This window comes from Mycobacterium sp. GA-1841, assembly GCF_001954135.1.
In the GTDB taxonomy this organism is placed as follows: Bacteria; Actinomycetota; Actinomycetes; order Mycobacteriales; family Mycobacteriaceae; genus Mycobacterium.
Genome location: NZ_MBEQ01000044.1, coordinates 25,186 through 49,701 on the forward strand (window position 1 = coordinate 25,186; position 24,516 = coordinate 49,701).

General features: G+C 67.1%; 22 protein-coding genes. 13 read left to right on the forward strand and 9 right to left on the reverse strand.

Features of this window, described 5'->3' with window-relative positions:
* Positions 1 to 16: 16 nt before the first annotated feature.
* Both A5740_RS10950 and A5740_RS10955 read left to right on the forward strand, forming a co-directional pair.
* Entirely contained in the window at positions 17 to 2,179 is a 2,163-nt protein-coding gene (locus A5740_RS10950; RefSeq protein WP_076193944.1) for an acyl-CoA dehydrogenase, read from the forward strand.
* A gap of 98 nt (positions 2,180 to 2,277) precedes the next feature.
* Positions 2,278 to 3,180, forward strand: coding sequence for an alpha/beta hydrolase (locus tag A5740_RS10955; RefSeq protein WP_076193946.1), 903 nt, complete (start codon positions 2,278 to 2,280; stop codon positions 3,178 to 3,180).
* Positions 3,181 to 3,426: 246 nt separating this feature from the next.
* On the opposite strand, the gene A5740_RS10965 is transcribed toward A5740_RS10955, so the two are convergent.
* Positions 3,427 to 4,962, reverse strand: a complete 1,536-nt coding sequence (locus tag A5740_RS10965; RefSeq protein ID WP_076193950.1) for an APC family permease — start codon at positions 4,960 to 4,962, stop codon at positions 3,427 to 3,429.
* A gap of 185 nt (positions 4,963 to 5,147) precedes the next feature.
* Between A5740_RS10965 and A5740_RS10970 the strand changes: the two genes are divergently transcribed.
* The 10 genes from A5740_RS10970 to A5740_RS11015 are packed head-to-tail and all read left to right on the forward strand — an operon-like array spanning position 5,148 to position 13,023.
* Positions 5,148 to 6,428, forward strand: a complete 1,281-nt coding sequence (locus tag A5740_RS10970) for an aspartate aminotransferase family protein (protein ID WP_076193952.1) — start codon at positions 5,148 to 5,150, stop codon at positions 6,426 to 6,428.
* The gene (locus tag A5740_RS10975) at positions 6,425 to 7,972 is read left to right on the forward strand and encodes an aldehyde dehydrogenase family protein (protein WP_076193954.1); all 1,548 of its coding nucleotides are present in this window, start codon (positions 6,425 to 6,427) and stop codon (positions 7,970 to 7,972) included. The genes A5740_RS10970 and A5740_RS10975 overlap by 4 nt, the downstream gene beginning before the upstream one ends.
* A 4-nt stretch (positions 7,973 to 7,976) precedes the next feature.
* Positions 7,977 to 8,576, forward strand: a complete 600-nt coding sequence (locus A5740_RS10980; RefSeq protein ID WP_076193956.1) for a BMC domain-containing protein — start codon at positions 7,977 to 7,979, stop codon at positions 8,574 to 8,576.
* Positions 8,573 to 9,136, forward strand: a complete 564-nt coding sequence (locus tag A5740_RS10985; protein WP_076193958.1) for a hypothetical protein — start codon at positions 8,573 to 8,575, stop codon at positions 9,134 to 9,136. Before A5740_RS10980 ends, A5740_RS10985 begins: the two co-directional genes overlap by 4 nt.
* Entirely contained in the window at positions 9,130 to 9,381 is a 252-nt protein-coding gene (locus A5740_RS10990) for a EutN/CcmL family microcompartment protein (RefSeq protein ID WP_076193960.1), read from the forward strand. Before A5740_RS10985 ends, A5740_RS10990 begins: the two co-directional genes overlap by 7 nt.
* Before the next feature lie 12 nt (positions 9,382 to 9,393).
* Positions 9,394 to 9,675 (forward strand): BMC domain-containing protein, encoded by a 282-nt coding sequence (locus A5740_RS10995; RefSeq protein ID WP_067768022.1) that lies wholly within the window; start codon positions 9,394 to 9,396, stop codon positions 9,673 to 9,675.
* Positions 9,676 to 9,677: 2 nt separating this feature from the next.
* Complete coding sequence (locus A5740_RS11000; protein WP_076193962.1) at positions 9,678 to 10,343, forward strand: microcompartment protein; 666 nt, start codon at positions 9,678 to 9,680, stop codon at positions 10,341 to 10,343.
* A gap of 28 nt (positions 10,344 to 10,371) precedes the next feature.
* Positions 10,372 to 11,406, forward strand: a complete 1,035-nt coding sequence (locus A5740_RS11005; RefSeq protein ID WP_076193964.1) for a phosphotransferase enzyme family protein — start codon at positions 10,372 to 10,374, stop codon at positions 11,404 to 11,406.
* 20 nt (positions 11,407 to 11,426) lie between these two features.
* Positions 11,427 to 12,206: a 3-oxoacyl-ACP reductase FabG gene (gene fabG / locus A5740_RS11010; protein ID WP_076193966.1), complete on the forward strand. Its 780-nt coding sequence runs from the start codon at positions 11,427 to 11,429 to the stop codon at positions 12,204 to 12,206.
* A gap of 49 nt (positions 12,207 to 12,255) precedes the next feature.
* Positions 12,256 to 13,023 (forward strand): GntR family transcriptional regulator, encoded by a 768-nt coding sequence (locus A5740_RS11015; protein ID WP_076193968.1) that lies wholly within the window; start codon positions 12,256 to 12,258, stop codon positions 13,021 to 13,023.
* An 18-nt stretch (positions 13,024 to 13,041) separates the two neighbouring features.
* On the opposite strand, the gene A5740_RS11020 is transcribed toward A5740_RS11015, so the two are convergent.
* Positions 13,042 to 15,141 (reverse strand): catalase, encoded by a 2,100-nt coding sequence (locus A5740_RS11020; RefSeq protein ID WP_076193989.1) that lies wholly within the window; start codon positions 15,139 to 15,141, stop codon positions 13,042 to 13,044.
* A 52-nt stretch (positions 15,142 to 15,193) separates the two neighbouring features.
* Positions 15,194 to 16,195 carry an alpha/beta hydrolase gene (locus tag A5740_RS11025; RefSeq protein ID WP_083654038.1) on the reverse strand — a complete coding sequence of 334 codons (1,002 nt, stop codon included), beginning with the start codon at positions 16,193 to 16,195 and terminating at the stop codon, positions 15,194 to 15,196.
* An 80-nt stretch (positions 16,196 to 16,275) separates the two neighbouring features.
* On the opposite strand from A5740_RS11025, the gene A5740_RS11030 reads away from it, so the two are divergent.
* Positions 16,276 to 16,923, forward strand: coding sequence for a UdgX family uracil-DNA binding protein (locus A5740_RS11030; RefSeq protein ID WP_076193972.1), 648 nt, complete (start codon positions 16,276 to 16,278; stop codon positions 16,921 to 16,923).
* Here A5740_RS11030 and A5740_RS11035 read toward each other — a convergent pair.
* The 6 genes from A5740_RS11035 to fadD4 form a co-directional block, all read right to left on the reverse strand.
* Positions 16,893 to 18,350: an aminotransferase class I/II-fold pyridoxal phosphate-dependent enzyme gene (locus tag A5740_RS11035; protein ID WP_076193991.1), complete on the reverse strand. Its 1,458-nt coding sequence runs from the start codon at positions 18,348 to 18,350 to the stop codon at positions 16,893 to 16,895. The genes A5740_RS11030 and A5740_RS11035 overlap by 31 nt on opposite strands.
* Before the next feature lie 51 nt (positions 18,351 to 18,401).
* The gene (locus A5740_RS11040; RefSeq protein WP_076193974.1) at positions 18,402 to 19,679 is read right to left on the reverse strand and encodes an amidohydrolase family protein; all 1,278 of its coding nucleotides are present in this window, start codon (positions 19,677 to 19,679) and stop codon (positions 18,402 to 18,404) included.
* Positions 19,673 to 20,785, reverse strand: coding sequence for a CoA transferase (locus A5740_RS11045; protein ID WP_076193976.1), 1,113 nt, complete (start codon positions 20,783 to 20,785; stop codon positions 19,673 to 19,675). The genes A5740_RS11040 and A5740_RS11045 overlap by 7 nt, the downstream gene beginning before the upstream one ends.
* Positions 20,785 to 21,690 (reverse strand): acyl dehydratase, encoded by a 906-nt coding sequence (locus A5740_RS11050; RefSeq protein ID WP_254849142.1) that lies wholly within the window; start codon positions 21,688 to 21,690, stop codon positions 20,785 to 20,787. Before A5740_RS11050 ends, A5740_RS11045 begins: the two co-directional genes overlap by 1 nt.
* Before the next feature lie 162 nt (positions 21,691 to 21,852).
* Entirely contained in the window at positions 21,853 to 22,734 is an 882-nt protein-coding gene (locus tag A5740_RS11055) for an enoyl-CoA hydratase/isomerase family protein (protein ID WP_076193977.1), read from the reverse strand.
* Entirely contained in the window at positions 22,731 to 24,281 is a 1,551-nt protein-coding gene (gene fadD4, locus A5740_RS11060) for a fatty-acid--CoA ligase FadD4 (RefSeq protein WP_076193979.1), read from the reverse strand. Before fadD4 ends, A5740_RS11055 begins: the two co-directional genes overlap by 4 nt.
* Positions 24,282 to 24,516 lie beyond the last annotated feature (235 nt).

Consider the following 24,516-nt stretch of genomic DNA (forward strand, 5'->3'; position numbering starts at 1 on the left):
GTTAGCTTCGCCAACCATGACTAAGTCTGCGCTGGCCATCACCGAAGAGCACCAGGACCTCGCCGAGTCGGCGCTCGGACAACTGAAGCGACTCGACAGCCGGGCCGCGGCGCGCGCCACCCTGGAGGACGCCGGCCGCTACCCCGCCGACATCTGGTCGGCCGGCGCCGCACTTGGTTGGAACGGCCTGGCCGTTTCCGAGGAGTACGGCGGCTCGGGTTTCGGCCTGCCCGAGCTGGCCGTGGTGGCTGAGGTCGCCGGCCGCGAGCTGTGCCCCGGGCCGTTTCTGCCGACGGTGTCGGCCGCCGTGGTGATCGACCGTTTCTCACCGGATTCCGTTCGGGCCGAGCTTCTTCCGGGTCTGGCTCAGGGGTCGACCGTCGCCGCACTCGGCCTGGCCGGCTCGGTGGCCATCGGCACCGACGGCCGGCTCGGCGGGCAGGCGCGTGCCGTGCTCGGGGCACCCGACGCGCAGGTGCTCGTGCTGGCCGCCGGAGACGACGTCGTCATCCTCGACGCCACCGCCGACGGGATCACCGTCACCGCCGAGGACTCCCTGGACACCACCCGCAGCATCGGCGTCGTCGACCTGAACGAGGTGGCCGTCGACGAGAGCCGGATCCTGCGGGGCGCGGCGCGCGGGGCCCGCACGGTGTTCCGCATCCTCGGCGCGGCAGAAGCCGTCGGAGTCTCTTGGGCCGCACTGGACATGGCCGTCGAATACGCCAAGGTGCGCGAGCAGTTCGGCCGCACCATCGGGACGTTCCAGGCCGTCAAGCATCACGCCGCCAACATGCTCGTCGACGCCGAACAAACCACCGCGGCGGTCTGGGATGCCGCCCGCGCCGACGACCTCGACCGGGCCTCGTTCGCCGCCGCCGTGGCCGCCGCGCATGCCATCCGGGCACAGATCTTCTGCGCGCAGAACAATGTTCAACTACACGGCGGCATCGCGTTCACGTGGGAACACGACGCACATCTGTACCTGCGCCGGGCCCGGACGCTGGCTGCGGTGCTCGGTGACGGCGCCGATCCGCTGATCGACGTCGTCGAAGGGCAACGCACCGGGCAGGCGCACGGGGCCTCCTTCGCGCTCCCGGACGAGGCCGAGCAGTACCGCCAGGACGCCCGGGCGGCGGCCTCGGCAGTGCGCGCGCTGCCCGAGGACAAGCGCCGCGACTACCTGGTGGACTCCGGCTATCTGGTGCCGCACTGGCCCAAGCCGTATGGCCGGGCCGCGGATGTGTTGGAGCAGTTGGTGATCGAAGAGGAGTTCACCGACATAGAGCGGGCGGACATGGGTATCACCGGCTGGGTGACCCTGACCATCGCCCAGGCCGGGACCGACGATCAGCGCGAGCGCTGGGTGGAGCCGGTACTGCGCGGCCAGGTGATGTGGTGTCAGCTGTTCTCCGAGCCGGGCGCGGGTTCGGATGCGGCCGCGGTGCGGACCGCCGCCAAGAAGGTCGACGGTGGCTGGCGGGTCACCGGCCAGAAAGTGTGGACCAGCCTGGCGCAGCACTGCCAGTGGGGGTTGGCCACGGTACGCACCGATCCCGACGCTCCCAAGCACGCCGGTGTCACGATGATGGCGATCGACATGAAAGCGCCTGGGGTGACGGTCAATCCGTTGCGCGGCCTGACCGGTGACGCCCACTTCAACGAGGTGTTCTTCGACGACGTGTTCGTTCCGGACGCCGATGTGGTCGGCGACGTGAACAAGGGCTGGCTGGTGGCCCGGGCCACCCTCGGCAACGAGCGGATCTCGATCGGTGGCGGCTCGGCGGCGCCGACCGGATTCGATGCCGACGAGTTGGTCGCCCTGATCGACGCGGATCCCGACGGCGCCCGCTACGTCCGCCGCGCCGGCGAGGTGATCGCGGTGGGCCACACGCTGCGGCTGCTGAACCTGCGCCGGGTCAGCCGCGCCATCGCCGGTGCCGAACCCGGGCCCGAGGGCAACGTCACCAAGCTGCTGGTGGCCGAGCACTCCCAGCATCTGACCGAACTCGGCATGGATCTCGTCGGGTCGGCCGGGGTGACCGGGCAGACACCGAAGCTGACCCGGGCCTATCTCGGCAACCGGGCCATGACGATCGCCGGCGGCACCTCGGAGATCACCCGGAACACCATCGCCGAACGCATCCTGGGCCTGCCCCGCGACCCGCTGTTGAAGTAGTTCGCCGCTTTCCACGTCAGGGCTGTGCCCGCGTCGGATCTACGACCCTGACGTGGAAACCGACGTCGCCAGTTCCGGGGCACGGTAGAAAAGTATTTGTGACCGCGAACACTGAGCCTGCTTCCACGTTCCATCCGGACCTCGCGCGCATCGCCCGCTTCCTCCCGCGCGGAATGGTGAACCAGCGCTCGCTGCCGCTGTTCCAGCGGCTGACCAGCCTGCAGAACCGGCAGACGCCCAAGGATGTCGAGGTGCTCACCTTGAGCTCCGGCGCCGGCGTCCGACTGTTCCGCCCTGAGGGTGTCACCACTCCGACGCCGGCGCTGCTGTGGATCCATGGCGGCGGTTACGTGCTCGGTAGCCCGGCGCAGGATGACGCGCTGTGCCGGCGTTTCGCCCGGGAACTCGGCGCCACGGTGGCCGCGGTCAAGTACCGGTTGGCGCCCAAGCACCCGTACCCCGCCGGGCTGGAAGACTGCTATGCCGCGCTGAAATGGCTCGCCGGGCTGCCCGCGGTCGATCCGGCCCGGGTTGCGGTCGCCGGGGCGAGCGCCGGCGGCGGGCTGGCCGCGGCTCTGGCGCTGCTCGCCCGCGATCGCGGCGAGGTACCGGTGGCCGCCCAGATCCTCGTGTACCCGATGCTCGACGATCGCTCGGTCGGCCCGGAGCTGGAGGATCCCGGCCACCGGCTGTGGACCCAGGGCAGCAACAGATTCGGTTGGTCGGCCTATCTCGGCAAGGCAGATCCGGCCGTCGCGGTCCCCGCTCGGCGCCAGGACCTGGCCGGACTACCGCCGGCCTGGATCGGCGTCGGCACCCTTGACCTGTTCCACGACGAAGACCTCGCCTACGCCGAACGCCTGCGCGCCGCCGGCGTCGACTGCCAAGTCGAAGAGGTTCACGGAGCCTTCCACGGTTTCGACCAGATCGCAGCGAAAACGCCTGTGGCCCAAGCCTTTCTGGCCAGCCAATGCGCCTACCTACGCACGGCGCTGGGCTGATTCGCGTTGGTGACGTAGATACCGGCAGGCCCGCTCCAACAGGCAGCGATCATCGGTCGACAGCGTCCTGGCCCTGGGCACCAATCGGGAAACGGTCCGGGCGAACCGGAGGCACAACTGTTCGGCGGTCATCCCGAACTCGAGCCAGACATCGTCCTCGCGTGGACCCCCATAGGGAGCCCACGCGAGGACGAACTTCAGCAGGAGACGTTCGAAGGTGTCCATCTGCCAGTTTTGTCCGTCGACTCAGTCGCGAATCACGGTGTCCTCGAACACGACCCGGCCGATCAACTCATAGCGGCGTGGATCACGCAGCTTGAAGTACGTGGCCATACCCGCACCGAGGACGAAGATGCCCACCACGATCCAAGGCGTCAGCTTGAACAGCAGCGTGCCCGAGGCCGTGCCTGCCGCCGCGTCTTTGTGCTCCCACAGCAGGTACACGACATAGAGCATGCCGATCCCGCCGAGGCCCGGGGCGACCAACGTCTTGAACCAGTGCTTGGAGACCGGGTGGTTCTTGCGGATGTGGAAGTAGCTGATCACCGAGAAGGCGCACAGCGACTGCACGATCAGGATCGCCATGGTGCCGAGGATCGCCAGCAACGTGTACATGTGCACGTACGGATCCATGCCGGCGAACAGGAAGGCCAGGATGATCACCAATGCGATCCCGCTCTGGGTGAACGAGGCGATGTGCGGTGAACCGTGCGTGGGATGCGTGGCGCCCAGGGTCTTCTGCAAGTTCTTGGACAGGCCTTCACGCCCGAGCGCGTACAGGTACCGCGAGGCGCAGTTGTGGAACGCCATACCGCAGGCGAACGAACCGGTCACCAGCAGGATGTTGAACACGGTGATCGCCCACTCGCCGTAGGTGTCGCGGACGGGCCCGAAGAAGATCTCGGAGGATGTCGCGGAATCCTGAGCGAGTTCCACCGCATGCTGCGGGCCCGTGCCGGCGATCGCCATCCAGGACACGAACACGTAGAACACGCCGACACCGACGACGCTGAGCATGGTGGCCCGCGGGATGATCTTCTTCGGGTTACGCGACTCCTCGCCGTACATGGCGGTCGATTCGAAGCCGACCCAGGACCAGAACGCGAAGAACAGGCCCAAACCGGCACTGGCACCGGCGATTCCGGCAGCCGGCGAGAACGCCCCGATGGGGTTGATGGTCTCGGCGACGGCGAACCCGTCGGGACCGCCTCCCTTGAACAGCACGGCCACCGCACCGAGCGCGAGCATGACGATCTCGGTCACCAGGAACACACCGAGCACCTTGGCGGTCAGGTTGACGTCGAAGTACGTCAACACCGCGTTGGTCACCAGCATCAGCAACGCCGGGATGATCCAGTGGATGTGGATGCCCAACTGGGACTGCATGAAGTTCTGGAAAAAGAACGAGAAGATCCCGATCAACGAGGCTTCGAACACCACATACGCCATGGTGATCAATCCGCCGCTGGCCATGCCGACGATACGGCCGAGCCCGTGCGAGATGTAGCCGTAGAACGCGCCGGTGGTGGTGATGTGCTTGGCCATGGTCGCGTAGCCGACGGCGAAGAGGCCCAGGACCACCGTGGCCACGATGTAGCCGGCCGGCGCATGCGAACCATTTCCGAATCCGACTGCGATCGGGACGTTGCCGACCATTGCGGTGATCGGGGCAGCGGTCGCCACCGCCATGAAGATGACGCCGACGGTGCCGACGGCGTTGCGTTTCAGTCTCTGGACGTCATGAGCTGCAGTTTCGCCCGGAGCGACAGCTTGATCGGTCATCTAGTGGAATACCTTCCAGGTTACAGTGGTAGTCCGTTTGTGGCCTGCGCCACATAACGAACCTTACGCATATTGGCATGACCAAAACCGGTTCGCAAGCGATTCCTGCAACCATTGACACAAATGGTTGCAACCGTTTACGGTGAGGGCCATCACAGCTACCGGATAGCTGGAGAGGGAGCCGCATGTACGACTACGGCACGTTCACGTTCGATTCCAAAGCCGAAGTGCTGGATCGAGCCAAGACGTTCTGGAATCCAGACAAGACACAGTTCTGGACTGACACCGGTGTCGATCTGGTGATCGACCGCCGCGAGGGATATTTCCTGTGGGACATGGGCGGACGCCGCCTGATCGATATGCACCTCAACGGGGGCACGTACAACCTCGGTCACCGCAATCCCGAAGTGATGCAAGCGATCACCGACGGTATGCAGCACTTCGACGTCGGCAACCACCACTTTCCGTCGGTGGCGCGCACCGCCCTGGCGCAGCGCCTGGTGGAGACCGCGCCGGCGTCGATCAAGAAGGTGGCCTACGGGTCCGGCGGCGGCGAGGCGATCGACATCGCGCTCAAGAGCGCCCGCCACGCCACCAAACGCCGCAAGATCGTCTCGATCGTCAAGGCGTATCACGGCCACACCGGTCTGGCGGTCGCCACCGGTGACGATCGGTTCGCCAAGTTCTTCCTGGCCGATCAACCCGACGAGTTCCTGCAGGTGCCGTTCAACGACATCGACGCGATGGAACGCGTACTGGCCCCCGGTGATGTGGCGGCGGTCATCATGGAGACGATTCCGGCCACCTACGGATTCCCGCTTCCCGCACCGGGTTACCTGGAGGCGGTCAAGGCGGCCACCGAGAAACACGGCACGCTCTATATCGCCGACGAGGTGCAGACGGGGCTGATGCGCACCGGCGAACTGTGGGGCATCACCAAACACGGCATCGAGCCCGACATCCTGGTGACCGGCAAGGGCCTGTCCGGCGGCATGTATCCGATCACCGCGGCGCTGCTCGGCGATCGCGCGGCGCAGTGGCTCGACGAGGACGGCTTCGGCCACATCTCCACCTTCGGCGGTGCCGAACTGGGCTGTGTGGCCGCCTTGAAGACGCTGGAGATCTCCACCCGTCCCGAGGTCCGCTCGATGGTGCACTACATCTCCGACATCTTCGAGCACGGACTGCGCCGCATCCAGGCCGACCATCCGGACTGGTTCGTCGGCATCCGGCAGAACGGTGTGGTGATCGGTCTGGAATTCGATCACCCCGAGGGTGCCAAGTTCGTGATGCGCGAGCTCTACGAGAACGGCGTGTGGGCAATCTTCTCCACCCTGGATCCCCGGGTGCTGCAGTTCAAACCGGGCCTGTTGCTCTCGCGTGAGCTGTGCGAGGACGTGCTGGACCGCCTCGCCGTCGCGGTGGCCAGGGCCGAGACCGTCGTGAGAGGACGTAAAGCATCATGACCAACACCCCACAAGCCGGCCACATGCTGGAGCGGGCCCGCTGGGCCGCCGCGGCATACGCCGACTACGACGCCACCGCGGTGGCCAACATCGTCAACGCAGTGGCCGATGCCGCTTACGCCAATGCCGAACGGTTCGCCACCGAGGCCGTCGTCGAGACCGGTATGGGGGTGGCCGCCGACAAGGTGACCAAGAACCGGGCCTGCTCCCGCGGAATCGTCGACTACTACGCGGGTGAAGACTACGTATCGCCCCGCGTCGACACCGCTCGAAAGATCGTCGAGCTGCCCCGGCCCGCCGGCGTGGTGCTGGCGCTGACCCCGACCACCAATCCCGTTGCCACGGTCTATTTCAAGACGATCCTGGCGCTGATGACCCGCAACGCCGTCGTCATCGCCCCGCACCCGCGGGCCAAGCGGTGCTCGGCCGACGCGGCCCGGGTCCTGGCCGAGGCGGCCGTCGCCGCAGGAGCCCCCGACGGCATCGTGCAGGTGATCGACGAACCCTCCATTCCCCTCGTCCAGGCCTTGATGGCCGATGAGCGCACCGACGTCATCGTTGCCACCGGCGGCACCGGGGTGGTGCGGGCGGCGTACTCGTCGGGCAATCCGGCACTGGGCGTCGGGCCGGGCAACGTGCCGGTGTTCGTCGAGGCCAGCGCGGATATCACGGCGGCGGCCAAGCGCATCGTGGACAGCAAGGCCTTCGACAACTCGGTGCTGTGCACCAACGAATCCGTGCTGATCGCCGAGGACGCGATCGCCGACAAGCTCAGCGGGGCACTGACCCGCGCCGGGGCGCACATCCTCGACGAGGACGCGACGCGACGGCTACGGGCCTACATGTTCGCCGACGGCCACCTCAACACCGAGGTGGTGGGCCGCGACGCCGCCTGGATCGCCGGGCAGGCGGGGCTGCGGGTCACCCCCAAGACCCGGGTGCTCATCGCGCCGTTCAGTGACGTGATCGCCGAGGAGATGCTGGCCCACGAGAAGCTGTCGCCGGTGCTGGGCTTGACCACCGCGGCCGACGCCGCCCGCGGTATCCGGGCTGCCCGGGCCGTGGTCCGGATCGGCGGGGCCGGCCACTCGGCCGCCATCCACAGCGAGAACGCCTCGGTCATCACCGATTTCGCTGCCCAGGTGCCGGTACTTCGGGTGGCGGTGAACGTCGGCAACAGCACCGGTAGTTCCGGGCTGGACACCAACCTGGCACCGTCGATGACGATCGGCACCGGTTTCGTCGGCCGCAGCTCGATCGGTGAGAACCTGCAGCCGCAGAACCTGATCAACTGGGCCCGCATCGCCTACAACAGCGATTCGGGGGTTCCCATGGGCAACTTCGCGGGCATCGACCCGTGGCACTCGCCCGCCGGACCGGTGCCGGAGTATCCACGCGCATCCAACGACCGCAACGGCATTGCGGTGCCGCCCCGCCGCTCCTATGCCGCGGCCGGCCGCTCGAATGACCCCGGGCTGGACGCGTTGCGGGCCGAACTGCGCGCGTTGGTCGTCGAAGAACTCGCACAACTGATCAAGAGGTAGGGCTGTGGCCGAACTACGTTCCTTTATCTTCATCGACCGGCTGCAGCCGCAGACCATGTCGTATCTGGGCACCTGGATCAAAGGTGCCCTGCCGCGGGCAAACCACGCGGCCCAGATCATCGAGGTGGCCCCCGGCCTCGACATCGAGGGCGTCACCGACGTGGCACTCAAGCATGCCGAGGTCAAAGCCGGAATCCTGGTGGTCGAGCGGCAGTTCGGCTACCTGGAGTTCCACGGCGAGACCGGTGCGGTCAAAGCCGCCGCCGACGCCGCGCTCGACGAGCTGGGCGGTGACACCGGGAACGCGAAACGACCGGAAATCCTGGCCTCGCGGATCATCTCCAGCGTCGACCACCAGCACGCATTTCTGATCAACCGCAACAAGATCGGCTCGATGGTGCTGCCCGGGGAATCGCTGTTCGTCCTCGAGGTCCAGCCGGCGTCCTACGCGATCCTGGCCACCAACGAGGCCGAGAAAGCCGCCGACATCAAGGTGATCGACTTCCGGATGATCGGGGCCACCGGCCGCGTGTACCTGTCGGGTACCGAGGCCGACATCCGCACCGCGGCCGAGGCTGCTCGGGATGCATTGGCCAGGGCATGAATATCAACCATGACGAACTACGCGCCCTGGTGCGTGAGGTGGTTCGCGAAGCCGTCTCGGGCCTGTCGGCGGCGCCGACGCTCGCGGGATTGTCGGCACCCAAGATCCCGGGGCCGGTGGCTGTCCCCCCACCACCGGCCCCGGCTCCGGCTCCGGCTCCGGCCCCGGCTCCGGCTCCGCCGACGACGGTCGCCGAGCAGATGGGACTGGAACCCACCGGTCCCCGCGCCGCAGACGGCAAGAACCGCACCGAGACCGTGCAGCTGGCCAACGACAAAGACCTGGACAACTTCGTCCGGAAGTTGTTGCGGCTATTCGAAAGCCCGAAGACCCGCGCCGACCTCAAGGCTGGGCGGCTCGGCTTCCGGTTGACCGGCGCGGCGTCGGCCGGCGGTCGCGGCGCCGTGCATCGCATCGAGACGGGTGCGGTGACCGAACGTCAGATCGCCGACCTGGCCGGTGGCACCTTGGTGCTCGGCCGCAAGGCGGTGCTCACCCCATTGGCCCGGGAGAAGGCGCGCACTCTGGGGATCACGATCGAGAAGGAGCGAAAGTGCTAGCAGCGACTGTCACCGGCAACGTGTGGTCCACCCGTCGGATCGACGGCATCCCCGCCGGCGCGTTCCTCGAGGTAGAGGTCGACGGGAGCAGCTCCCGGATGATCGCGTTCGACGTGCTCGGCACCGGCGTCGGCGAACGCGTCCTGATCGCGCAGGGTTCCGTGGCCGCGAACTGGTTCACCGGCACCCCGCCCCCGGTCGATGCCCTCATCATCGGTTCCATCGATTCCAACCCCAACAAATAAGGAGAAACACCCATGTCCAGCAACGCAATCGGACTGATCGAGACCAAAGGCTACGTCGCCGCGCTGGCCGCCGCCGACGCGATGGTGAAGGCTGCCAACGTCACCATCACCGACCGTCAGCAGGTCGGCGACGGTCTGGTCGCCGTGATCGTGACCGGTGAGGTCGGCGCGGTCAAGGCCGCCACCGAAGCCGGCGCCGAAACCGCCTCGCAGGTCGGTGAACTGGTCAGCGTGCACGTCATCCCCCGCCCGCACGGTGAGCTCGGCGCGCACTTCGCGGTCGCCAGCAAGTAACCATGCCGACCACAGCTGAGGACAGCACGCGGATTCACACCCAGATCCGCGTCTACCTGTTGGTGGAGGACCTGCAGCGCCAGTTCGCCGCCTACCTCGGAACCCCGACCCGGGCACGGGGATACCCGCCGTACGAGGGCGAGCACGCCCTGATCGTCGAGGTGTCCCCCGCCCTGGCCATCGAGCGGGTAATCGATCTGGCCCTGCGTGAGGTGCCCGGCATCCAACCCGGAATCCTCTACGTGGAACGCCAATTCGGGGTGCTGGAGATCCACTCGGCCGATCTGGAGGATGTGAAGCGGGCCGGCGAGGCGATCCTGGTCGGCACCGGCAACAAGGCCTCCGATCAACTTCGGCCCCGGGTGCTCTACCACGACATCATCGAGAACATCACCGATCAACACGCGGTGATCCTCAACCGCAATCGGCAGGCATCGATGATCCTGCCGGGCCAGTCACTGTTGGTCTACGAGATGACGCCGGCGTTGTTCGCCGCGGTGGCGGCCAACGAGGCGGAGCGGGTGGCCCCCGGGCTCACCGTCGTCGACGTGCAGATGATCGGCGCCGCGGGCAGGCTGTACATCGGCGGCAGCACCGCCGACGTGACAGTGGCCCGCGACCGGATCACGGCGGTGTTGGATGGTATTGAAGGACGCGATCATCAGTGATCGCTTGCGCTGAGAAGAGACGGTACTGATGGTTATCACCGACGAGATCGATGTCGCCCGACTGGCCCTGCGCCAGTACGACATCGGGGCGGATGCAACACTGCGGTTGCTGAACCTGTCCGAGAATGCCACTTATCTCGTCGAGGATGCCGGCACCCAATCGATCCTGCGGGTGCATCGGCAGGACTATCACCGGCCCCATGAGATCGAGTCGGAACTGGACTGGCTGCAGGCGTTGCGGACCGACAGCGACGTCACGGTGCCCGCGGTGCTGCCGACCCGTGACGGCCGGCGGCTGGTGACCGTCGTCGGCGGTGCCGACAATCCGGCCAAAGCGGGTGAGGAGACCGGCGGGGTGCCCCGTCACGTCGTGCACTTCGGCATGGTGGCCGGAGCCGAGCCCGACGAAGGGTCCTTGACCCTCGACGATTTCCACACACTGGGCCGGATCACCGCCTCCCTGCACGAGCATTCTCAGCGGTGGCAGCGCCCGGCCGGCTTCGGCCGCTTCGCCTGGGACTGGGACCACAGCCTGGGCGCGACACCGCGCTGGGGGCGATGGCACGATGCCTCGGGGGTCGGTGCGGCCGAGCGGCAGGTGTTGGAGCGGGCCCAGAAGCTGCTCCAGGAGCGGCTCGGGGCCTACGGCACCGGACCCGAGGTCTACGGCCTGATCCACGCCGATCTTCGACTGGCGAACCTGCTCGTCAATCCCGACGCAGGCCCGTCCGGACCGCAGATCACCGTCATCGACTTCGACGACTGTGGATTTGGTTGGTACTTCTATGATTTCGGCACAGCCGTGTCCTTCATCGAAGATGATCCAGCGCTGCCGGACTGGCAGGACGCCTGGGTGAGCGGCTACCGCACCCGACGCGACCTGCCCGCCTCGGACGAGGACATGCTGGCCTCGTTCGTGCTGCTGCGCCGGCTGCTGTTGCTGGCCTGGATGGGCAGCCACAGCCACTCCAAGGAATCGGCTACCAAGGCGATCAGCTACGCCGCCGGCAGCTGCGAACTGGCCGAACGCTACCTGCGTTCCGCCGGCCACACCCTGACCTGACTTCCAAAGGACCCCACCCCATGTTCACATCGCTTCAGGGCCGTTCGGCCATCGTCACCGGCGGCAGCAAGGGCATCGGCCGCGGCATCGCCGAAACCTTCGCCAACGCCGGCGTGGACGTGCTGATCACCGGGCGGAACCAGGACGACCTCGACAACACGGTCACCGCGCTCGCCGGCGCCCCGGGCCGGGTGAGCGGTGTTCGCGCCGACGTGACCAGCCCCGAGTCGGCCATTTCTGTGGTCGACGAGGTGGTCAAGCGACACGGTGGACTCGACATCGTCTGCGCCAACGCCGGCATCTTTCCGTCCGGGCGCCTCGAAGAGCTCACCCCCGACGACATCGAACAGGTGCTGGCGGTGAACTTCAAAGGCACCGTCTACATCGTGCAGGCCGCCCTGGAGGCGCTGACGGCGAGCGGGCACGGTCGCGTCGTCATCACGTCGTCGATCACCGGGCCGATCACCGGGTACCCCGGCTGGTCGCACTACGGCGCCTCCAAGGCCGCCCAGTTGGGCTTCCTGCGCACGGCCGCAATGGAACTGGCGCCCAAGAAGATCACGGTCAACGCCGTGTTGCCCGGCAACATCATCACCGAGGGCCTGGACGGCATGGGTCAGGACTACCTCGACCAGATGACCTCGGCGGTGCCTGCGGGCCGGCTCGGATCGGTCGCGGACATCGGCAACGCGGCACTGTTCTTCGCCACCGACGAAGCCGCCTACATCACCGGACAGTCGCTGGTCGTCGACGGCGGGCAGATTCTGCCCGAATCGCACATGGCGATCGCTGAACTGTAGTTCAACCCGGATAGAATTGGCTGTACCAATACACGGTAAGGGGGCCGGGGTGGCACTTCACAGCGAGGAGTTGCGCAGGCGCATCGTCGCCGACATCAACGCGGGCACCCCCGGCGCCAAACTGGGCAGTGAACGTGACCTGGCCGAACAGTACGGCACCAGCCGCTCCAGCCTGCGCCAGGTGTTGGCCGCGTTGGAGGAAGCCGGTCTGGTACACCGGGTGATCGGCCGGGCCGGCGGCATCTTCATCAGCCACGGACAGGTGGAGCGTCAGCTGTCGGACGTGGTCGGGGTGCCCGCATTCCTGGCCAACCAGGGCTACGTCGCGGGGACGCGCGTGCTCTCGACGCGCATCACCACCCCCGACGACGCCACCCGGACCGCGCTGCGCCTCGGACCGGCTGACTACGTCATCGAGATTCAGCGAGTGCGGCTGGCCGACGGCTTCCCGATCTCGTTGGAGCACGCACAGTTTCCGGCGGACGCCTTCCCCGGCCTGCTCGATCAGCAACTGGGTGGGTCGCTCTACGAGATCCTGGAATCCCGTTACGGTCTGGTCACCGGCCGGGCCGACGAACGCATCGAAGCCGTCAACGCCACCAGCAACGAGGCGACACTGTTGGGCATCAAGCCCAAAGCAGCACTGCTGTTGATCACCCGGGTCACCTACGACCAGAACGGCACCCCGTGCGAGTTCTCCCGCGACCTGTTCCGCGGGGACCGCACGGCGTTGGCAGTGACGGCCAAGGGTAGCGGTATCGCCACCCACGCCGATGCCAACACCGCCTCGGTCACCCTGCAGCGTCAGGCCGGCTGACCCGCTTCGGCGGTACCGTCAGGCCGGCACAGCGTCGGTATCGCGGTCCCAGACCCGGTGCTGGGCCATGACCGCCACCGCCGCCTCGATGAACTCGGACGGCAGGTCGCCGCTCGGCGCGGTGATCACGCCATCCGTCGAGCTCACCTGATCCGCAGGCAGCGTGGCGACGACGCCTGCAGCGCGCAGCATCTCGCCGCCCTCACCGAAGGCGAGCACGGCCTTGAGGTGCTTGTAGGCCTCGGCGACGAAATGCACCGCGTAGCCGTCTTGCAGCAGACTCTGGACTGATTCGGACCCGCCGGCCACCGCAACGGCGTCGTAGAGGACCGACGCCATGGTCGTCATGCCCTTGTCCACCTTGAGCTCGCCGCCCGAGGCACCCCGCAGCGTGCCGCCGCCGGTGGGTGCGAGCACCTCGACGATCGCGCCGCGCTCGGTCATCGCACTCTTGAATTGCTCCGCAGTGTCGACGTCGACGCCGTCGGCCGCGAGCAGGGCGATCTTGCGGGATTCGATGCTGTCGGTGGCGGTGTTGAGCTGAGACAGCGCCGGGGACGCCGGCTCGTCGCGCTCGATCGGCACGGCCTCCGGCGCGGGCAGGCCGAGCTTGGCGGCCACCTGGGCGGCCAGGGCGTTGTCGATCAGATTGAGCTGATCGACCACGCGCTCCCGAATCCCGGTCTCCGCGTTCACCTTCCCGAGTTCGAAGGCGAAAGCGGACACGATGTGCTTGGCCTCCACCGCGGTCATGCTCTTCCAGAACACCCGGGCCTGGCTGTGATGGTCCTTGAAGGTCTCGGCGCGCTTACGCATGGCCTGGCCCTCGATGCGCTGCGTGTAATGCCGGAAGACATCTTCATCGGCCAACGCCGGGCAGCCCCCGCCGAGGGTGTTCTTGAAGTAACTGGTCTTGCCCTGCGGAATCCGGTGCTGGGAATAGCCGTCGTGCTGGTTGGTGTGTACCTCGGCGATCGGGCGGTTGACCGGGAGATGGGCGAAGTTCGGCCCGCCCAACCGGATCAGCTGTGTATCCAGATACGAGAAGTTGCGGAACTGCAGCAACGGATCATTGGTGAAGTCGATACCGGGAACCAGGTTGGCGGTGTGGAAGGCCACCTGCTCGGTCTCGGCGAAGAAGTTGTCCGGATTGCGGTTGAGCACCATCTTTCCCACCGGCCGCACCGGCACCGTCTCCTCGGGGATGATCTTGGTGGCATCCAGCAGGTCGAACGGGAAGTTGAACTCGTCGGACTCCGGCACCAGCTGCACGCCCAGTTCCCACTCGGGATACTGCCCGGATTCGATTGCCTCCCAGAGATCGCGGCGATTGAAGTCGGGGTCGGCGCCGGCCACCTTCTGGCATTCTTCCCAGATCAGCGAATGCACACCCAGTTTGGGCTTCCAGTGGAACTTCACGAACGTACCCTCACCCGCGGCGTTGACGAAGCGGAAGGTGTGTACGCCGAAGCCTTGCATCATCCGGTAGCTGCGCGGCAGCGCGCGGTCCGACATCAACCACATGATCGTGTGCAGGGTCTCCGGTTGCAGACCGACGAAATCCCACAGGGTGTCGTGTGCGGACTGCGCTTGCGGAATCTCGTTGTGCGGCTCGGGCTTTACGGCATGGACGAAGTCGGGGAACTTGATGCCGTCCTGGATGAAGAACACCGGGAAGTTGTTGCCGACCAGATCGTAATTGCCCTGCTCGGTGTAGAACTTGGTGGCGAAGCCGCGGACATCGCGCACGGTGTCGGCCGAGCCGCGCGAACCGGCCACGGTCGAGAACCGCACGAAGACCGGTGTACGGGTGCCCGGGCTGGTCAGGAACTTCGCCGCGGTGTATTCACTCAGCGAATCGTCGTACGGCTCGAAGTAACCGTAGGCGCCGGCTCCGCGGGCATGGACGACACGTTCGGGTATCCGCTCATGGTCGAAGTGGGTGATCTTCTCCCGGGCATGGAAGTCCTCCAGCAGGGTCGGCCCCCGTTCACCGACGGTCAGCGCGTCGTCGGTGTCGTCGACGCGCACGCCCTGCTGGGTGGTCAGGTATCCCTCGGCCCGCGTGAAACGGAACTCGTCGAGCTGCTGATCCTTGGGGTCTGACTTATCGGCCACCACGCCTCCTCATTGCACATGAAGTTTCCCGGCACGTTCCGGACATGCCAGGTCAACTGGCATCTGCCGCCGAGTACCCGAGCCGGGAGCCGGGCAAACGCCGGGCCGTCGGCGTCGCGCCGGAGGTCACGCTTTTCACGAAGTCGCCCACGTAGCTGATCGCGCGCCGTCCCTCGGGCAGGATGTCGGCCGCGAGCGGGAAATCATGCACCTGCCCTCGCCACACATGCAGTTCGCACGGGGTGTCCGCCTCGGCCAGCCGTTCGGCCATCAACTCCGAGTCCACCAGAAGTGACTCGTCCGCGCTGACATGGATCATCACCGGCGGCATGCCCGACAGATCGGCCGTGGTCGGATCGATCAGCTTTCCCTCACATTGACTTTTTCGTAACAGCCGCGCGAACGCCGACAACGCCGGCCCGGTGAACATCGAGCACCGACCGATGTTGTGGTGGGCCAGCTTTCGGGCCGGATCGAGATCGATCAGCGGGGACAGGGCGACCAGCCCCGACGCCGGAACCTCCCCGCGCGCCAGCGATTTCAGCATAGCGGCGAAGGCGAGATAGCCACCGGCCGAATCACCGGCGATCACCACCCGTTCCGGGTCGTACCCACTGCGCTGTAACCACGCCAAACCTGCCAGGGCATCGTCGATCGCGTCACTGAGCCCACAGGTCGGCAGCATCCGATAACCGACGTTGAGCACCATCGCATCGGCGGCCGCGGACAATCGAGCGGCTAACGCGCGGTGTGTGTTGAGCCCGCAGGTCAGAAAGGCACCGCCGTGCAGGTACAGGATGGCGTTGCGGGTCGACGCGCCCTGTGCCCGGACCACTTCGGCGGGGCAGTGCGGTAGCGACACCGGACGCACCGACGCCGTCAACCGGCCCGGTACCAGACCGATGACCCGGTCGATCGAGCCCAACGGCCAGGCCAGATTCGGCTGTAACGCCCACGCGCGGACGGCATTCTTCACAGCTACACGGCAGCCGGCCCCCAGTGCCCTGGCCTCCAGGCTCCGTTTGCGGTGAAGTACCCGCTTGACCCCGGTCATGTGCACCATCTCCTGTTGTAAGGAACGACCGAATACCCGTAAAAGGCTTGGCGAAACGCCCCGCGGGGTATCCGGTCGCCATGAGTGGTGCCGAGGAATTCGTACCCGCTACAGATGATCTCGCCGAACTCGCGAAGGCGGCTCGACACTGTGAGGGTTGTCCGCTGTACCGCGACGCCACCCAGACCGTGTTCGGCGCCGGTAAGCCGAACGCCCGGGTGATCCTGATCGGTGAACAACCCGGCGACCGCGAGGACCGTGCCGGTGAACCGTTTGTCGGTCCCGCCGGGCGTGTTCTGGACAATGCGCTGGCCGCAGCGGAGATCGACCGAGCGCAGCTCTATCTGACCAACGCCGTCAAGCACTTCAAGTTCACCACCAACGAGCGCGGCAAGCGACGGATCCACAAAACTCCGAGCCGCACCGAGGTGGTGGCATGTCGGCCCTGGCTGCTGGCCGAATTGGACGCGGTATCACCGGATGCCGTCGTTCTCCTCGGCGCCACCGCCGCCAAGTCGTTGCTGGGAAACGACTTTCGACTGACGCGTCATCGCGGCGAGATCATGCACGTCAGTGGTCTGGTGGCGGAGGGCGATCCGGCCGTGGTGGCGACGATCCACCCGTCGGCGGTGCTGCGCGGACCGTCGGCCACCCGCGACGAGGCGTTCGACGGCCTGGTGGCCGATCTTCGTACCGCCTATGCAACCACCCGGACGGTACGCAGTTGAGGATCGGCCGGATCCGGCAGATTCATCCCCGCGGTCAGCCCGCTCCGCAGATAGTCCAACACCGGCTGGTTGATCCGCTCACCTGGGACCACAGCGGGGATTCCGGGCGGATACGGGGTGATCTGTTCGGCGGAGATCCGTCCTGCCGCCTTTTCCACCGGGACGTCCTCGACCTGGGCGAAGAACGCGTCGCGCGGCGCGATGACCGTCTCGAGTTGAAGTTCGGCGGGCGAGGGCAGGTCGACACGTGCGGGCGGGTCGAAATCGTGGGCGGCCTTGCGCCACAACTTGAGCGCCTCGACCAGTCGGCCCGCGGTATCGGCTCCGTCGGCCAGCGACATGGTCGCCAGGATCCGACGGTGATCGGTCATCCCCATGTCGAGCTGGCAGTACTCCCGCAGCCAGTCTGAAGCCTGATATCCCGAGGTGCCCGTCCCCGACACGTCGATCAGTACCTGCAGCCGGTCCAGGTCATGCGAGGCCTCTTTGCCCAGCAACTCCTTGTCCAACACCTCGATGCCATCAATGTCCTCGATTTCACGACGGGTGTCGTTCGCCAACTCCAGTGCGGCACCCATCATTTCGTGGCCATGCTGCACCATGTTGCGACGCCAGCCGTCAATCGCCGAGTACACCAGCACATTCGGGCTTGTCGTCATGAGTAGATCGGCACACGCCGACAGCCGGTTCTGATCCACCAGATCGCCCTGCAGATGGAAGACCGATCCCTGTTCGAAGCCGGCACCCATCTTGTGCACACTCACCACACAGACATCGGCACCGGCATTCATCGCCCAGGTCGGCAGGTCCTCGTGGAACGGCAGATGCGCCCCCCAGGCCTCGTCGACGATCAACGGCTTGCCCCGCGCGTGGCAGACCTCGGCGATGCCTTCGATATCGGCGCAGGTGCCGTAGGGGCTCGGGCTGACGATCAACGCGGCCGCGGCGTCGGGATGGCGCTGCCAGGTCTCCTCGACCTGCTCCGGGGACGGCGGGTGCGACAGGTGCCGTTCGGTGTCCCACTGCGGCGTGATCCAGCGCGGCACCAAACCGGAGAAGATCAGGCCGGCCACCACCGACTTGTGGCTGTCCCGGCTGAGCAGCAGGCTGCCGTCGTGCCCGGCGACGGCCAGCATCGCGGCCTTGACCGACAGCGAGCTGCCACAGGTGGAAAACCACGCCACTTTGGCGCCGACGGCCTCGGCCATCAGGTCCTCGGCCCGCTTGAGGTACCCGTTGCTCATCTTCCGGTCATCGAGCCCACCGCTGGCCAGGATGTCGCTGAAGAACGGTTCGCGACCCAGCACCTGCAGCGTCCGCTGGTCGACACCGCGACCCTGCCGATGCCCGGGCGGCGAAAACCCGTAATGGTTCGAATTGTGGTAATCGTTCAGCGCGTCGAGCAGCGGCGCTTCAGCCTGGTCCATACCGGTCATGGCGGGGGAATACCCATATCGGCCCCACCCCCACACTCGGGCTCAGCGCTGGAACACCACCGCGCCGCCGATGATCGTGGTGGACACCAGGCCCGCGTCGAGCTCATCGCACACGCGCTGCGGGGACGCCGCCAATAGACACAGGTCACCGGGTTCACCTGGGGCGATGTGGCGTGGGACGGCCGGATGCGCGGCATTGCCAGAGAACAGCGTCAGCGCCCGGGCGCCGCTGATGCACTCGACCGGGTTCAGCACCACACCGGCCGGCGTGCGCCGATGCACCGCCGCACGCATGGCGGCCCACGGGTCCGCCGCACCGAACGGCGCGTCGGTGGACAACGCCACCGGAATACCGGCGGCGAGCAGCGTGGCCAGCCGCCACAGTTGATCGTGCTCCTCGGCAGGCACGTCGGTGCGGTACTGGTCGCCGCGCTCGGCGACGAAGTTGGGCTGGGTCACGACCGTGACGCCGAGGGCGACGAGACCGTCGATGACGTCGGTGGGCACCATCGCGGCATGTTCGATCCGGTCGCCGGGATGGACACCCGCGGCCCGCAGGGCGGCGATCGTGACGACGAGTTGCGCGGAGGTCACGCAATGCACGGCCACCGGTGCGCCGGCCCGGTGCCGCTGGGCGATCCACGCCGCCAACGCCTCCAGGTCGAGACCATCGTCATGCAAGATGCGCTTACCGGGAGCCAGGTAGTGCACGCGTTGCCGCAGACCGACCGGGCGGTCCTCGGGTCGCAGGTCGGGGGTGGCATCGGTGACGCCGGTGACGCCGTAGCCGGCCAGGCGGGCGCTGAACTGGGCAACCGCGGCAGGCCGCCGCTGCAGCGCGTCCGACCACGTGTGGTCTGCGCTGTGCAAAATGCCGTCCGGGTGATCGGCCAACTTCAATGCCGCCAGCCCCGGAGAGTTCACCGCCCACAACACCCCGCTGCGATGTTGCACCCGCACCGGGACGTCGCGGGTCAAGCGGTCGAGCCGGTGGCGGTCCAGCGGGCCGGCCACCGCCTCGTGATACCCGACGGCGCGGATCCAGCCGTCACTGCCGGGCACCGCCGCGGTCAACACCGCAGCCAGCGCGACTGCGTCGGCCACCTCGGAAGGGCCGACGCGAATCGAATCCTGTTCGGCCGCAGCGGAGTGCACGTGCAGATGGTGGTCGTGGAGTCCCGGGATCACCGTGGCGAATGCGGCGTCGACGACATGTTCGTCTGGTTTCGGCGGCAGTGATTCGGCGACCGCTGCGATCGTGTCCCCGAGCCGGATGTCGGTGACCCGGCCGTCCAGGAGCGTGGCGCGGCGAATCAGCATGGGGCCGTGCCCCGTTGCGCCACCAGTGCCCGCACGGCGGTGTTGTCGGCGCCGAGTTCGGGGCCGGTTGAGGCGACAGTCGGAAGTTCGGGCGTCACCTCGATCTCATCTCCGCCGTGGCACCGGTAACCGGCGGCCACCGCCGCCATCGACAACTCGATGAGCTCACCGCCGCCGCGCTGCCGTGAGGCCGCAACAACGGTGGCGGCCTGCAATCCGGTGAGCGGATCGGCAAGGGCATCAGCGAGGAACACCGGTGCGCCGTCACGATATCCGACCAGCCCACCAGACACCGCGGCATCATCACCGAACGCCACCCAGTCCGCCTGCTCACCTTCGGCGCCGTGTCCGGTGATGCGCAGCCAGATGCGACCGGGCCGGGCTGCGACAGTGTCGGGGCCCAGCCCGCGCCGGGCCAGCGCGGCCGGGCGAGAGGCCTCGATCACCAGATCAGCGGCGGCCAGTAGGGCGGCCACATCGCGGGGCGTGTCGAAATCGGTGACGTACGACAGCTTTCCACCGTTCATCCAGTCGAAGAACTCCGGCGACCCGGCGCGGGTGCCGTCGGGTCGAGCGGCGCTCTCCACTTTCACCACCGTGGCCCCGGCCTGCGCCAACAGTTGGCCGCACAACGGGCCGGCCCACATCGACGACAGGTCGACCACCAGTATCTCGCTGAGTGGACCCGCTTGCCGGGGGCCCAGCGGCCTCACCACCGGGGGCGCCACTGGCGTCTCACCGAGCACGGCCGCCGGCAGCCCGAGCAGCCGGGCCCGTTCCGCTGCCGTTGCTGCCGTGATCGCCGCCGCCCACATCCCGATCTCCGGCCACGGATCCTCGTCAACCGAATCGGTCTGCAGCAAGGCAGGAATGGCGTCGATGTCGTCGGCACGGGACAGGGTCAGGGCCAGCCAACCGTCGCACGTGCCGAGCAATCGTGTCGCCCCACCGGCCGAAACCTGCCCGGCGGGGGCGATATCGAGTAGCGCGGCGCGGCCGGTGATCAGTTCGGTGGCGTCCACTGCCACTCCGGTGTGGTCGGCGAAGTCGTCGGCGACCGCCTGGGCCTGCCTCAGCAGGGCCCGCGGGATCGCCAACGAAGTCATCAGAATTGCAGCGCGCTGAACCGCCAGTCCAGCACCTGGCGATCCTCACCGCCGTCGGGTCCACCTGCCGCGTACACCAGCGACCGCAGGCGCAGCACCCCCGCCTCGGCCGATTCCACGTGCAGCTCGCTGAACAACGTGTCGCCCTCGTGCACCGGACCGGTGTGATCACACGACTCCCAGCCCAGCACGGTCACCAAGTTCGGCAACAACCGGCCGGCCTGGGCCAAGGCCAGGCCGATGGTGTGCCCGCCGTACACCAGACGCTGACCACCGGCCCGCCAATCATGGTGGGTGGCAGCGATGTTCAACGTCAGCCGGGCCAGTTCAGGGGCACTGCTGACCACGTCGGCGGTGCTGTGCAGCACCGCGCCGGCCAGGTCCGGGTCGAAATGCGGCCCCGGTACCCGGGATCGGAAGGCCTCGGCGTCCCAGCCGGCAGCCGGATCCGGGGCCGGCACGTCGGCCCCGATTGTCGACAGGTCATCGGAATGGCCGGTGTCGACGGCATCGTCTGACAGCGGCAGCATCGCACAGCGGTAGAAGTCGAGAACTTTGCGGTCCTGCTGGTCCACGGTGGTCATCCGCAGCGCGGCCAGGCCGGTGGCGGCGCGTCCCGGCTTCGACGAATTCTGTTTGAGACCAACCACTTCGGTACGGGTATACAACGTGTCCCCGATCACCGGGTAGCGGTGAAACGCCAGCCCGCGATAGAACAGGTTGGCTTTGACGCGCTGGGTCACCAGCGTGCTCTGGCCGATCGCCACATCGCAGACCAAGGCGGGGTGCGCGAGCGGACCCGGCTCGCCGGTCACCGCGGTGGCAAGTTCGGCGTCCAACGCCAGCCGCAGGCGGTCACCGTGGATCGCCTGATGGGTCGCAGCGGCACCGGGGGTCAGCGTCATGGACGGTGCGGTGTCGAACACCTGGCCAACCGTCAGGTCATCGAAGTAGGGACCACCCTGTTTCACATCTGGCACCTTATGCCACTCACCCACGTTGATCCTGCGGCCAGGGCGCAGAAGTGTGAGTGCGACAGGCCCTGAGCGCAGAGTCAACGCGCGTGCTCAGGCGATCTCGTCGACCAGGCCCCAGGCCAGCGCCGTGGCCGCACCGATGGTGCGCCCGGACAGCACGAGATACGCCGTGCGCCACCGGCCGATGCGTCGGGTGATGCTCACCGTGCCTCCTGCCCCGGGAACCAACCCCAGTTCCAGCTCCGGCAGGCCGATGACCGCGTCCGGGTGGCAGCTGACCCACCCGCAATAGCAGGCCATCTCCAGCCCACTGCCGAGCACCTGACCGTGTATCTCGGCGCGGCAGCGGCGCCCGAGCCGTCGGGTGATCTCGTCGAGGACCAGGGCGGGACTGTGCCGTGTCCGAGCCAGATGAGCGCTGGCCGGGTCGGTGAACGATCCGAATTCGGCCAGATCTCCCCCGCTGCAGAAGGATCGGCCGTTGCCGCCGAGCACCACCTCGTCGACCGAATCATCGAGCCGGGCCACCTCGAGTGCCTCCAGCAGGGCGGCCCGGGCGTCGGTGGAGAACGCGTTGTGCCGTTGTGGACGGTTGAACCGGACGTGCAACGTGTTGCCGTCGCGGCGGGCCAACACCGGATCGGGTAGCTGCGGCGCGGTGGCCGGGCCTCGCTCGGCCACCCACCGGGCGAACTCCGGCCCGGACTGCAGGGTCGAGTAGGCCAGGGATTCGGTGACCAGCCCGGCCCGGGTGGGACCGGCCGGATCGAACGAGCGCAGTACGTCGTCACAGACCGCCGCCGCCTGAGGCCACCGTCCGCACCGCGTGGTGAGCTCGGCCAACGAGTCCTCGACCGAGTCGACCGTGATCATCCGCCGGTCTGTACTCGGGCGCTCGGTCAGCGTGAACGTTGCCGCATCTGTCGGGGTGTCGACCCCGACGAGGATCCCTCCGGGCAGCTCGTGGCTCACGAGTACTTGTTTATCAGCCCCTGCTTGAACAGCTTGCCGGTGTCGGTGCGCGGCAGCTCGGCCTCGAAGGAAATCGAGCGCGGACACTTGTAGTGGGTCAGGCGCTCACGCAACCAATCAAGGAGCTCACGCTCGAACTCCGGGGTGGCGTCGGCCGGATCGACTGTCTGCACCACACCCTTGACGCTCTGCCCCATCTCGTCGTCGGGGATACCGAACACCGCGGCATCCATCACCTTGGGGTGCACGACGAGCATGTTCTCGGCTTCCTGCGGGTAGATGTTCACCCCGCCCGAGATGATCATGTGGTGCCGTCGATCGGTGAGGTACAGGTAACCGTCCTCGTCCAGATAGCCGATGTCGCCCACCGTTTTCCAACCGTGTGAATCGCGTGACGATGCGGTCTTCTCGGCATCGTTGAGGTACTCGAAGTCCTGGCCGCCCTCGAAGAAGATCTCCCCGGCCTGTCCGGGCGGCAGTTCGTTGCCGTCCTCGTCGAGGATGTGCACGACGCCCGTCATCGCCCGGCCCACCGAACCGGGATGGGCCAGCCACTCGTCGGCGGAGATCAACGTCGCGCCGATGGCTTCGGAGGAGGCGTAGTACTCGTCGACGATCGGGCCCCACCAGTCGATCATCTGCTTCTTGATCTCCACCGGACACGGCGCGGCGGCATGCATGATCCGCTGCAGGCTCGACACGTCATACGAATCACGTACGCTCTCAGGCAGTTTCAGCAACCGGGTGAACATCACGGGTACGAACTGGCCGTGGGTCACCTTGTGCTTCTGGATCGCCGCCAGACATCCCTCGGCGTCGAACTTCTCCAACACCACAGTGGTGATACCGCCGGCCTGCGTCTGCATCGACCACACCGACGGCGCGGTGTGATACAGCGGCGCGGGGCTCAGGTACACCGAATCCGGCTGCATCCAGAAGCCGACCAGGGCCGCCATCATGCCGGGAGTCTCCGACGGCGGTAGATGCGGCAGATCGCGCTTGATGCCCTTGGGCCGGCCCGTGGTGCCCGACGAGTACTGCAGCAGGTCGCCGTCCATCTCGTCATCGACCGGGGTGGCGGGCAGGTCGGCGACCGCCTCCGGGTATCGCTGCCAGCCCTGCAGCTCGCTGGAGGCGCTTGTCGCCGACGATTCGGCTCCGTCGGCAATCAGCAGGGTGCCCGGCAGGCCGTTGGGCAGCTCCTTCTCCAGGCCGGCCAGCACGTCTTTGAGCGCAGCCGAGCCGACGATGGCCTTGGCCCCGCTGTTGTCGATGATGTACGCCGCCTCGGCCGGGGTGAGGTGGGTGTTGATCGGCACGTAGTAGAGACCGGTGCGCCGGGCCGCCCACATCACCGCGTGGATGTGCTCGTTGTTCTCCATGAGGATCGCGACGACGTCGCCCTCCTGCAGCCCCTGTCGGCGGAAATGATGAGCCAGCCGGTTCGCCCGGGCCTCAAGCTCACCGAAGGTGACGACAGTGCCCGACGGATGGAGGATGATGGCCGGCTTCTCGGGGTTGGCCTCGGCATGCTCACGGATCTGCATGAGGGCACTGTAACGGGCGCCACTTGACAGGTGTCAACTAGGGCGGGGTTACCTGTCCTGAAGTTGTGGGTGAGCCGGTTGCGTTCCGACGTGGTCAGTCGCCGGCACACTCACCCGGCACGCCACACGCCGCGTTCGTAACGCCATGGCGGAGATCCGCGTCGAGAATCGCCATCACGTTACAAACGTGGCGCGCAATGACTTTCAACAAAAACGCGCGCCCTCGTCGATGAAG